This is a genomic window from Rhizobium sp. CB3171 (assembly GCF_029714265.1).
Taxonomy (GTDB): domain Bacteria; phylum Pseudomonadota; class Alphaproteobacteria; order Rhizobiales; family Rhizobiaceae; genus Rhizobium.
Map to the genome: position 1 here is coordinate 253920 of NZ_CP121653.1, position 12228 is coordinate 266147.

Annotated in this window: 10 protein-coding genes; 1 reads left to right on the plus strand and 9 read right to left on the minus strand. The window is 58.4% G+C overall.

Going from position 1 to position 12228, the window contains the following annotated elements:
* Positions 1-44: 44 nt before the first annotated feature.
* The 9 genes from QA648_RS20405 to QA648_RS20445 all read right to left on the minus strand — a co-directional run bounded on the left by QA648_RS20405 (position 45) and on the right by QA648_RS20445 (position 10027).
* Positions 45-1097 (minus strand): proline racemase family protein, encoded by a 1053-nt coding sequence (locus QA648_RS20405; protein ID WP_283053246.1) that lies wholly within the window; start codon positions 1095-1097, stop codon positions 45-47.
* An 84-nt stretch (positions 1098-1181) separates the two neighbouring features.
* Entirely contained in the window at positions 1182-2195 is a 1014-nt protein-coding gene (locus QA648_RS20410) for an Ldh family oxidoreductase (protein ID WP_283053248.1), read from the minus strand.
* A gap of 1 nt (position 2196) precedes the next feature.
* Complete coding sequence (locus QA648_RS20415) at positions 2197-4182, minus strand: FAD-dependent oxidoreductase (protein WP_283053250.1); 1986 nt, start codon at positions 4180-4182, stop codon at positions 2197-2199.
* 30 nt (positions 4183-4212) lie between these two features.
* Positions 4213-5454, minus strand: coding sequence for a DUF3422 domain-containing protein (locus tag QA648_RS20420; protein ID WP_283053251.1), 1242 nt, complete (start codon positions 5452-5454; stop codon positions 4213-4215).
* A gap of 26 nt (positions 5455-5480) precedes the next feature.
* Entirely contained in the window at positions 5481-6557 is a 1077-nt protein-coding gene (locus QA648_RS20425) for a glycine betaine/L-proline ABC transporter ATP-binding protein (RefSeq protein ID WP_260304702.1), read from the minus strand.
* On the minus strand, positions 6550-7437 hold the full coding sequence (locus tag QA648_RS20430) for a proline/glycine betaine ABC transporter permease (RefSeq protein ID WP_104826146.1): 888 nt from the start codon (positions 7435-7437) through the stop codon (positions 6550-6552). The genes QA648_RS20425 and QA648_RS20430 overlap by 8 nt, the downstream gene beginning before the upstream one ends.
* Positions 7438-7532: 95 nt before the next feature.
* Positions 7533-8534: an ABC transporter substrate-binding protein gene (locus QA648_RS20435; RefSeq protein ID WP_104826147.1), complete on the minus strand. Its 1002-nt coding sequence runs from the start codon at positions 8532-8534 to the stop codon at positions 7533-7535.
* Positions 8535-8590: 56 nt separating this feature from the next.
* Entirely contained in the window at positions 8591-9385 is a 795-nt protein-coding gene (locus QA648_RS20440) for a pyrroline-5-carboxylate reductase dimerization domain-containing protein (RefSeq protein ID WP_283053254.1), read from the minus strand.
* Between the two features lie 12 nt (positions 9386-9397).
* Positions 9398-10027, minus strand: a complete 630-nt coding sequence (locus QA648_RS20445) for a TetR/AcrR family transcriptional regulator (protein ID WP_104826149.1) — start codon at positions 10025-10027, stop codon at positions 9398-9400.
* Positions 10028-10173: 146 nt separating this feature from the next.
* Between QA648_RS20445 and QA648_RS20450 the strand changes: the two genes are divergently transcribed.
* On the plus strand, positions 10174-12210 hold the full coding sequence (locus QA648_RS20450; protein ID WP_104826150.1) for an NADH:flavin oxidoreductase: 2037 nt from the start codon (positions 10174-10176) through the stop codon (positions 12208-12210).
* Positions 12211-12228: the final 18 nt, after the last annotated feature.

The window sequence follows — 12228 nt, forward strand, 5'->3', positions numbered from 1 at the left end:
CCTAGGCTCAAAAGCTTTAGCCGTTGCGTTCTTTCGCCCGGCAATCAGGCCCAGGTGTCGCCCACGGTGAAGCCCTCGACGAAGGGATCGTCGTTGTCCAGGACGATCGTGTTGATGCCATAGATCCAGCTCGTTCCGCTGACTGTCGGCACCACTGCGTTCCGGTCGCCGATCTTGGCCTCTTCGACGAGCCTGCCGGTATAGATGTTTCCGAGAATTCCCTGATGGCGGAAATCCTGGTTGAGCGGCAGTTCGCCCTTGGCATGAAGCACCGCCATCTTTGCGCATGTACCAGTGCCGCACGGGCAACGATCCAGCGCACCCGTCCAAGTAGCCGGATTGTCCCATGAGAATTCCCCGGACGCCATGGTGACGGTGTTCTTCCAGTCCGCACGCGGATCGTCTGTTGGGCCGGAGAGTTGCGAAATGGTGATGCCGACGCCAGGATAATCCGGATGCGACACCGGCAATTGTTCGATGGCGGCTTCCCTGATCATGGTCGAAATTCTTGCGATTTCCCTGCCGTGCTCCGGCTTGAGCTCCAGCCCGCGGAACTGGCGAACATCCGCAATGGCATAGAACATCCCGCCCCATCCGACGTCCACGGTCACCTTGCCAAGGTGCGGCACGTCGATGACTGCGTCCAGATGCGCGGCAAAGGCGGGCACGTTTTTGAACGTGACGCTCTTCACCTTGCCGTTCTCGCATTGCGCGCTCACCCGGATAAGACCTGCGGGCGCCTCGAGAACCAGCTCTGTGACCGGTTCCTTCATCGGCAGCATCCCCATTTCCAGAAGCACGGTCACAACCGAAATCGTGTTTCCGCCCGACATGACGGGATATTCGATCTGCTCCATGATGATGTAGCCGGCCTGAGCCTCCGGATGGGTCGGCGGCACGATGATGTTGCAGCAATGGGCAGAATATCCACGCGGCTCGCGCAACAACAGTTTGCGCAATTGATCGTCATTGCTCTCGAGCCACTTCATCTTTTCGTAGACCGAATTGCCGGGGATATGGGGTATGCCTCCAGTGACAACACGCATGGGCGTGCCGGCATGCGTATCGATCGCCTGGATGGTGCGTTTGAATGCCATTTTCTTGTTCCTGTACTCTCGGGGTTCGATGGTTCGCGACGATTGGACGGAAGTCTCAGCCAGGGAGCTCCGATCTCTTTTTTGCTAGTTGCGCTCTGCCTGCAGCGACGCAAATCGACTGATGGACTCAAAGACAGTGCGCGGAATCTTAAGCTCCGCCGTCGGGGAGGGCGGGAAAGGAATTCCAGTGACGCCGGGAATGAAGACACCGTGATCGTGAAGACGAATGGTCTGCGCGTGAGCACGACGAATGCGCTCGTCTCCGAGACCTGGCATGATCGCAATAATGCTAAGGCCGACAGCGGGAGACGCATTCCCTGATCTGAAATCGGGAGTGTCCAGCGACCATGGCCCTCCGGAGAGGCCCGCGGAAAGCATCTCGACGAACAATGCCACGTTCCCTCCCTTGCGGCCGCCGAACGGCAGCAATGCTCCGGTCAGTGCCTTGGTGGCGTCTTGTGTCGGCTCGCCGTTTTCGTCGACAGCCCAACCGTCGGGGATCGGCTGACCCTGTTCGGCCGCTTGAACAATGTTGACGAAGGCGGTTGCGCTGGAAGCCTGGTCGATGACCAAGGGAAGGGTCTGGTCGCCAAGTGGAAAACCGAATGCCATGGGGTTCGTGCTGTAGACGGCCGCTCCGCCTGGCTTGGGTACCACCATTGCGTTCGCGTTTGTTGCCGCAAGCCCGATAAGACCTTCCCCGGCCAGCCTTCGAACGTAGTATCCGAGCTCTCCCGCGGTGTAGCTGTTGGTCTGTGTAAACACCGCGATGCCTAATGTGCGGGTGGTTTCAACCAGATCCGCAAAGGCAAGGTCAAAGCCGAGCTGGGCAATTCCGCCGTCGGCATCCGAAACCATGAATGCAGGGAAACTCCGTTGCAGACTGGGTTGGGAGTCGCCCTTGATCCGGCCTTCGGCGAAGGCATTGAGGTAATCCACGAAATGCGGGAAGCCCAGCGTTGCGGGACCAAAAAGCGCAGCCGACAATGTTGCGTCGACGAGGGAACGGGCGCTCGCCTGCGACGCACCGGCCGCTACGCAGGCGCGCATTGCGAGTTCTTCTGCTTCCGGCCTACGGAGCGAGACCTCTTCTGCCATATCAAATCTCCAATCCTATCTTTCGACCTTCGTAAAATGCGTAGGGAGCTTGTCGCGGGGCCGCGCAATCGCCGATCTGACGAATGGTGACGCCCAAAGCCGACAGACCCGGCATCAGCCAATCCGCGGGAAGATTTGTCGTCGCCATGACCAGCGTATCCGCCTCGAGAAAGCGATGTTCGCCGGTGTTGTGATCCACGAGCGTTGCGCCGTTCCCCTTCCACTCGACCACGCTGGATTCGACAATCCACTGGACGCCGAGTTTGCGCAGCGCCTGCCGCATGGGGACGTCGGCTGCCGTTCGCTGAAGCTCTTTGCCGACGAAAGGATCCGGGGTGACGATGGTGACCAAATGACCGTCTTCGGCCAGCTTCCAGGCCGTGCCGCATGCCCTCCAGCCGCCGCCCTCGTCCAGAAGAAGAACGTGTTTTCCGGGTCTGACCTGCTTTGCCATCACGCCTTCGACGGTAAAGACGCCGCCCTTCTCGATGCCGGGCAAGGTCTCCACAGTCGGCAGCGCCTTCTGGAAGCCAGTTTCCGGCGAATAGGATCCCGTGGCCACAACGACCACATCCAACTCGGCCGCATTGATTTCCTCAGCTTCCACGTAGGTATTGAGCCGGACTTCGACGCCGAGGCTTTCGAGCTGGCGCTCGTACCATGCCAGGAGATCTAGTATCTGTGCCCGGCGTGGCTGAAGTCCCGCCAGCAGGAAGTTGCCGCCCAGGTGATTGGACGCCTCGGCGAGGACTACGCTATGGCCTCGCTCTGCGGCCACTCTCGCTGCCTCCAGCCCAGCCGGCCCTCCGCCGATAACGAGAACCCGTTTGGGGGCGTCTGTTTTTGTGAAGCGATCGCCGTTCCACTCGGACTCGCGGCCGGCAGAGGGATTGATCAGACAGCTTATCCAGTAATCGCGTGAGCGGCGGCCCCAACACATCTGATTGCACGAAATGCAGCCGCGAATGTCCTCAGGGCGACCTTCGCCGGCTTTCCGTGCCAGATGAGGATCGGCGATTTGGCCTCGCACGATCGAGACCAGGTCGCAGGCGCCCTCTCCCAGCACCGTCTCGGCATTCTCGGGTGTCCGGATGTGACTTTCTGCCGTGACGACCGCTTTCTTCACGACCTTTTTCAAAGTCGATGCCAGATCGGCCCCGAGCTTTTCAGGATAGATGAAAGTCGGCATCAGCTTGTAGAAGTCGAGATAGCCGCCCGATCCGCAGGTGACGTAGTCTATCAGGCCGAGCTCGTCATGGAGTTTGACGATCTCGGCGAGCTCCTCGCGTGAAAGAGCTGCCTTTACGTCAGGCTCGTCGCTGACGGCGATGCCGACGATGAAGTCAGGCCCGCAGGTCTCACGAATCCTGGAGAGTATTTCCCGAGACATCCGTGTGCGATTTTCCAGCGACCCTCCCCATTGGTCGTCCCGGCGGTTGCTCCAGGGCGTCCAGAACTGATCGACCATCCCGAGATAGGCCGCCCAGACCTCCACTCCATCAAAGCCCGCCTCGCGACATCGCCGTGCGGCCTGAACGAAGCCATCGATGGTTTCCCATATCTCGTTTTCGGTCATCGGATGTGAGCCGTCGCTATCGTGATAGCTCGGCAAGCCGGAAGGCGACCAATGAGGATGGAAGGAATTATCGGAGTCGCCGTGCGCGCCGACATGGTAGAGCTGCTGAATGGCAACGGCGCCGTTGTCTTTTATCGCCCGGACGACCTTTGCGAAATGCGGAATAACGGCGTCGTCCGAATGCCGGAAGTTGTGATGCGTCAGGACCGCGGACGCATGCACCGGCATCGGCTCGACGACAATCATCGCAGCGCCGCCGATCGCCCGCTCGGCATAATATGCCGCATGGCGTTCGGTCGGCAGACCCTCCAAGGCGAGGTTTGAGGTGTGCGCGCCGAAGACAATTCGGTTTCGAAGGGTACGGGAACCAATCTTTAGAGGCGCGAACAGGCGAGGAAACGTCTGGGACATGGTGTTGGCTGCCAAGATGAGTGTCGTTGGTTACGATGCGCTATGCGCTGCGATGCCCTTTCGGACATGCCGAATGCCCGCCCAGATCGCGAAGACTGCCACGGGAACGGTAAACAGCAGGCCGGCCTTTGCCAGATGGACGTCGAAACCAAGTTCGCCGGCCGCCTCCAGGCACACCTTTGTCAGGCTGATGGCATAGTAGGTGATCGCGATGACCGAGAAGCCCTCGACCGCCTGCTGAATGTGAACCTGCACGCGTGCACGCTCTTCCATCGAGCTTAGGAGCGATGCGTTCTGGTCCTCAAGCTGTACCTGGACGGTCGTCCGCAGGAGATCGCCTGCAAGGCTGACACGCTCACCCACTTCGGAAAGACGCCGCTCCGTTGCATGGACGAAGCGAACGGCGGGCTGAAAGCGGCGGTCGATAAAGGTACAGATGCGCTGTCTTTCCTCCACTCGTTCTTCGCGCAGCTCAATCATCCTGCTTGCGACAATTTCGGCGTATGCCTTTGTGGCTCCAAATCGTTGTTTTGCCTTTGCCGTCAGCTTCAAGACGTCGGAAGATAGCTTCGTCACTTCTGACAGAAGCGCCTTGTCCACCTTTATTTCACTCTGCATGTGCTCAATCAGAACGGTGAGGCGCCTGTCAAAATCCGAAAGTTGTTTGACCGTCTCACGCGCCACCGGCATGCCGAGCAGCGCCATCATCCGGTAGGTTTCAATTTCCAGCAGCCGCCTCACCATGCGACCCGTACGGTAGGCATTGAGGTTGCGGTTATAGACGCGAAATTCCACGAATCCGTCATCATCGAGACGGAAGCTCGAATAGACCTCCGCGTCGCCGCCGCCCACTTTCGATGCGACGTAGTCGACCCCGGGTTTTGGATGCGGCGCCTCCTTTTCGTCTCGCACCAGGACACGCACGGCAGCGATCACCTTGCCTTCTACGAAGCGAATGCAGTCGTAAAACGGCTTCGGCAATGCAGTCGGTTGGTCGATCGATGCCGGTGAGACGTAGGTCAACGTCACAAACTCGGTATGCGCCTCCCATTTCAATCGACCGTCGCCACATTTTCCTATGCCGTGGCTTCCCTGGCCTGTGATTGCGACATCATCAAGCTCCAGCAGTTCCGATGGGATTGGAGGAGCTGCGTTCTCCGAAACGATGGCGACGTGCCAGACGTCGGTGTCGCCATCGAAATAAAGCGAAGGTCTTGCGTGGAGTTCCTGATGGAGTTCCCTGCGCAATGGATGTTCGGCGCCGACAAGCATCTGGTTGACCCTTTTCAAACAATGGATCAGCGCGCCATGGCGACCACGTCCCTTTGTCGTTCTTGACCTTGTGAACTGACCATTGCACAAGCGAGCTGGCGCAGCGTCACCACGCCGACAGGCTCGGAAGAGGCGCCTAGCACCGTCACATCACCGTCCGGAACGGATGCGAGTAAGCGCACGGCTTCTTCCACCGTCGTCCCCGCGTGCACCGTAAGGCCGCTGGATGCTGTCGCGCCACGAAGAGGTGACATGATCGCCTCCACCTGGACGACGCGCCCGCGGTTTACTTCCTTGACGAAGTTGGCAACATAGTCGTCTGCCGGGCGCAGGACGATGTCCTGGCTGGTCCCTTGCTGAATGATCTCGCCGTCGCGCAGAATTGCGATTTGATCACCGAGACGCAGAGCCTCGTCGAGGTCGTGGGTGATGAAGACGATCGTTTTTTTGATCTCCTTCTGGATGTCGAGAAGGACAGTCTGCATGTCCGTTCGGATCAATGGATCAAGAGCCGAATAAGCCTCGTCCATGAGCAGCACCGGCGCATCGTTCGAAAGAGCGCGTGCGAGCCCGACGCGTTGCTGCATCCCGCCCGAGAGCTGATTGGGATACTTGTCTTCAAATCCCTTCAGTCCCACTCGCTCCAGCCATCGCATGGCGACATCGACGGCTTTCGCACGAGCAATTCCTTGGACTTCCAGCCCGAAAACGGTGTTGTCGAGGACGCTACGGTGCGGCAGAAGTGCAAACTTCTGAAACACCATCGCCGTCTGGTGCCGGCGGAACTCGCGAAGCTGGGTCTCGTCCATTTTGACAACGTCGACACCATCGACCAGCACTTCGCCCGCTGTCGGATCGATCAGACGGTTTATGTGGCGAATGAGTGTTGACTTGCCTGAGCCGGAGAGGCCCATGATGACCTGGATACAGCCCGATGGAATCTCGATATTGATGTCTTTCAGACCCAATATATGCCCGTGCGTTCGGTTGAGCTCGGCCTTGGTCATGCCCTTCTGAGCAGCCTCGATATGGGCTGCCGCATTGGGACCGAAGATCTTGTAAAGGTGTCGGATCCTGATACCGCCGAAATGATGATCAGCCATGAACGGTCTCCCGGTGCTTCTGGAGTCTTTTGCCGTATGCCTGGCTGACCCGGTCAAAGATGATGGCGATGCCAACGATGGCAAGTCCATTGAAGATACCCAAGGTGAAGTATTGATTTGCGATTGCCTTGAGCACGGGTTGGCCGAGGCCTTGCACGCCGATCATCGAGGCGATGACGACCATTGCCAGCGCCATCATGATGGTCTGGTTGATCCCGGCCATGATTGTCGGCAAGGCAAGCGGCAACTGCACCTTGAAGAGCTTCTGTGATCGGTTGGTTCCGAATGCGTCGGCAGCTTCCAGGACATCCTTATCGACAAGCCGGATACCAAGGTCGGTGAGCCTGATCATCGGCGGAATAGCGTATATGACGACTGCGATGAGGCCGGGTACGCGTCCGATGCCAAGAAGCATCACCACGGGGATGAGATACACGAAACTCGGCATGGTCTGCATTATATCGAGGATCGGGCTGACCAGCTTCTGAATGCGGTCGGAGCGCGACATCAGAATGCCGATAGGCAGACCTATGGCGATCGAGAGTACGGTGCAGACGAAAATCATCGAGATCGTGCGCATCGTGTCCTGCCACATGTCGAAATAACCGATCAGCAACAGCGTCACGAGACAGCCCAGGACGATCTTGAAATTGCGGCTCGCAAGCCACGCGACCGCCAGGATCAAGAGCGTGATGATCGGCCACGGGGTTTGGGTCATGAATTTCTCGGCCGCCATCAAGAAATGCTGCAGCGGCGTGAAAAAGCCCTCGATCGTGTCTCCGTAGGCTCTCGTGAATGCGCGAAAATTGTCGTCGATGAGCTTCTTGAGATCACGAAGCGCATCGTCGTTCATGTGAGGGAAGGTGTAAAACCAGTCCATGCGGTTCCCCTTTTCTTAAAGAAGCCGTGCCAGTCTTTTTATGTTGTACGGCGGTGAGGAGCGGCGCGCCGTGCGCGCCGCTTGTTTACGGGCGGCTAGAGAGCGGCCTCGATCTTCTTGGCGGCGTCCGGAGTGACCCACTTCGTCCAGACGTCTTTGTTTTCCTTCAGGAAGTGCTTGGCGCCATCTTCGCCGCTTGCCTGATTGTCCGTCATCCAGGCCATCAGACCGTTGACGGTCTGGTTGCTCCAAGAGCGCTTCTTGAGATAGTCCATGACTTCGGGGCTGACCTTCTCGGAAAAGGTCTTGGCAACCAGCGTGACGACATGGTCGGTCGGCCAGGCATTCGGCTTGGGATCGGCGCAGTCAGCCACTGTATTGCAGCGCTTCCACTCCGCAGGATCGTTCGGCACGCCTGCATCGAGCTTCACCATCGCGTATTTGCCGAGCAATGCCGTTGGCGCCCAGTAATAACCTACCCAGCCTTCTTTGCGCTCATAGGCTTTTGCAATCGAACCATCGAGGCCTGCCGCAGAGCCGGTATCGACCAGAGTGAAGCCTGCCTTGTCCGCATTGAAGGCCTTGTAATATTGCGATGTGACGATCGTGCCGCCCCAACCCTGGGGGCCATTGAAGATAGCGCCCTTCTTGGCGTCTTCAGGATCTGGGAACAATTCGGGGTGCTTCAGCATATCAGGAATGGTCTTGATGTCCGGATGTGCGTCGGCAACATACTTCGGGATCCACCATCCCTGCACGCCGCCATCGGGAAGCGGGGATCCGACCTGAACGATCCTCCCTTCGTCGGTACCCTTCTTGACGACGTCTGGCAGCAGGTCGATCCAGGCTTCCGGCGCAATATCGGGTTCACCCTTCTCCGCCATGGAGGTGATCGTCGGAACGGTGTCACCAACGGTGATATCCGCTTCGCATCCATAGCCTTCATTCAGGATGATCTTATCGAGATTGGAGAGGACTTCCGCGCTTTGCCAGTTCATGCTGGCGATCGTGATGTTGCCACATTCGGCGGCACTCGCAATGGAAGCTCCGCCTACCAGTCCAAACAACATGCAGGTCGATGCCAATAGCTTTTTCATTATCGTTCCCTCAGTTTAGCGGCTTGTCTTAGGGGCGGGGCGCCGCAAACCCGCATTCAGGAAATCTGTCCCATTTTTATTGATTTTGCGAATGCTGCGGACAAACCATTTTGTACCGCGGTATCGAAGCCGGAAGCGCGCATTTCCTCGATCGCTGCTGCAGTTGTGCCGCGATAATCGAGAAAGGTGCGAACGATGTCGTCGGGATTTTCATCCCGCTTTTGCAGCAAGCCACCCGTGCCGACCAGAACAGCGTTAACGGCGCGGTGCGCGACTTTTGGTTCCAGCCCGCGCGCGATCGCATCCTTCAGCATGGCAGCGGCGAGCAGGGCGGGGAATGCCGGCCCCGCGCCCGAAAGACCGGTCAGATAGTCGATGTCGCCTTCGCTTGCGACCTCGTCCTGCATTCCGCAGGCGTCGAATATGGCTCGAACAGCGGCCTTGTCTTCACCTGTCGCATGCTGCGTGGCGATCCATGGTGTATAGGAAAGCGCCACTTCCGCGGCTGCGTTGGGAAGTGCACGGACAACGCGCGGAGTATTGTGGTGATGGCAAAGCGCGGCGAGGGAGACACCGGCCATAACAGAGATCACCAACTTGCCTTTGGCATCGATACGCAATTGCCTCCAGTCGGCAGGTCGCACGGAAAGAAAAATGATATCGGAACGGTCTGCCAACTCTTGATTGTCGACGGTCCAGAAAACTTGCGAAAACCTGTCCGGCCGCGTGCTTCGATAGGAGAGGGCAAGATCTTCGTCGCCGACGACGCCAGCGCTTACCAAAGACTCTGCAATCGCCCCGCCAAGCCAGCCTGCACCTCCAACGATACCGATCTTTCCTAAACCGCTCATTCTTGCCCGCCGTTAGTCTGGCTTGTAACCGTGCCGCGCAAAGAAGCGGTCCAGCTCTCTCTGCTGCGGCACCTGGCCAGTATAGATTGCGATATATTCAGGTATGCGCTTCATACGCAGACCGATTTCCTCGTTGGACTGCATCGAGATGTAGCCGATCTGCACCAGATAGGTTGTTCTCGCGCGCACGTCTGCGGCGGCGGCTTCATAGCCGAACCGCATGAACATCCGCGTAAGCGCCTCTACTCTTGCCTGGTCCGCGCGCTGAACCTCTTCGAGAATTTCCGACGATTGCAGTGCCCAACTGCGCACTGCGAACTCGAACTGCGAGTCGAAAAGGTCCTTATTCAGCCAGCAATCGAAAACATTGAGCATGGCTTCCGCCAAGGATTCTGCATATGCCTCCGACTGCTTGATAATGTTGCCGGTGTTCTTGTCTCTCCATCTTGCAAGCAAAGCGCCCAGCAGCTCCTCCCGATCCTTGAAGAACCAGTAGAAGCTGGTGCGGGAAAGCTTGAGCTTCTTTGCCAGCGGCAGGATTTTGACCGCATCAACTCCGGCGTCGATCAGCGAGCTGTATGCCGCCTCCAGCCAGCCTTCCTGCGATCCGCGCCAACCACTGTCGTTCAAACTCTGGTCCATGACCTATCTCCTATCAAATTGCGAAGGCCGACACAAGGAAAATGTACATCAGTGTCGAAATTAGAGACTAAAATGTTTTCCGCATTGACACGTATGTACATTTGCGCATAGCGTCATTGTGATGTTTCTAATCCGGAGCCCGACATATGTCGAACGATCCTCTTCTTCAGCCCTATAAATTAAAGCATCTGACGCTGCGAAACCGCATCATCGTGACATCCCACGAGCCGGCATATCCCGAGGACGGAATGCCGAAGGAACGGTATCGGGCTTACACGGTGGAGCGGGCGAAGGGCGGAGTGGCCTTGACGATGACGGCGGGATCTGCGGCCGTTTCGCGCGACAGTCCGCCGGTCTTCAACAACCTGCTCGCCTATAAGGACGAGATCGTTCCCTGGATCCGCGAAATGACCGATGCCGTTCACGAAGAGGGCGCGGCGATCATGATTCAGCTCACCCATCTCGGGCGCCGCACCCGTTGGGACAAGGGCGATTGGCTGCCGGTCGTGGCTCCATCGCATCACCGCGAGGCGTCCCACCGCGCCTTTCCCAAGAAGATGGAAGACTGGGACATCGAGCGCATCATCAAGGACTTTGCGGATGCCGCCGAACGCATGAAAGCGGGCGGCATGGACGGGGTGGAGCTGGAGGCCTATGGCCATCTGATCGATCAGTTCGCGTCTCCGCTCACCAACGAACTCGACGCTCCCTATGGCGGCCCGCTGGAAAATCGGATGCGCTTCTGTTTCGATGTCTTCAAGGCGATGCGTGAACGCGTTGGTGACGACTTCATTCTCGGCATTCGCTACACCGCCGACGAATGTCTTCCCGGCGGGACCGGTAAGGCAGAGGGTATCGAAATTTCCAAGCGGCTGCGCGATAGCGGTCTGGTCGACTACCTGAACGTCATCCGTGGTCACATCGACACCGATCCGGGCCTGACCGATGTCATTCCAATTCAGGGCATGGCCAATTCGCCGCATCTCGATTTTGCCGGTGAGATACGCGCCGCGACGAACTTCCCGACATTCCACGCCGCAAAAATTCCGGACGTTGCCACCGCCCGCCATGCCATCGCGGCCGGAAAAGTGGACATGGTCGGAATGACCCGCGCTCATATGACCGATCCGCATATCGTGCGGAAGATCATCGAAAAGCGCGAGGAAGACATTCGGCCGTGCGTCGGCGCAAACTACTGTCTCGACCGCATCTACCAGGGCGGCATGGCATTCTGTATCCACAACGCCGCGACCGGCCGCGAGCAGACAATGCCTCATATCGCGTCGAAGGCTGACACCCGGAAGAAGGTTGTCATCGTCGGTGCCGGTCCTGCCGGTCTCGAGGCCGCCCGCGTCGCCGGGGAACGCGGCCATGACGTCGTCGTTTTCGAGGCGGCGAACAATCCGGGCGGCCAGATCCGGCTTACCGCGCAGAGCGAACGCCGGCGAGAGATGATCAGCATCATCGACTGGCGCATGAGCCAGTGCGAGAAGTATGACGTCAAGTTCCACTTCAACACCTGGGCGGAAGCGGAAACGGTTGCTGCGGAGAATCCGGACGTCGTCATCATCGCGACGGGCGGCTTGCCGCATACGGAGGTATTGTCGAAGGGCAACGAACTCGTCGTGTCCTCGTGGGACATCATCTCCGGCGACGTGAAACCCGGCACGAACGTTTTGATCTTCGATGACGCCGGCGATCATGCGGGATTGCAGGCAGCCGAATTCCTGGCAAAGGCTGGCGCGAAGGTCGAGATCATGACGCCCGACCGCTCCTTCGCGCCGGAAGTCATGGCGATGAACCTCGTTCCTTACATGCGCTCGCTGCAGAAGCTCGATGTCACCTTTACCGTGACGTTCCGATTGGAGTCGGCTGAGAAGAATGGCAACCAGATCGTCGCCCATGTCGGAAGCGACTATGGTGGTGTCTCCAAGCAGCGTGTCGTCGACCAGATCGTCGTCAATCACGGCACCATTCCACTGGACGAACTGTATTTCGAGCTGAAGCCGCTCTCCAGTAACTTCGGCGAAATATCGCACGATGAGCTTCTCGCAGGAAAACCCCAGTCCGTCGTTCGCAATCCGGAAGGAAAGTTCCAGTTGTTCCGGATCGGTGACGCCGTCGCGGCTCGCAACACGCATGCAGCGATCTACGATGGCCTTCGGATCGCGAAGGACATCTAGCGCGGGAGGACGGTTGGT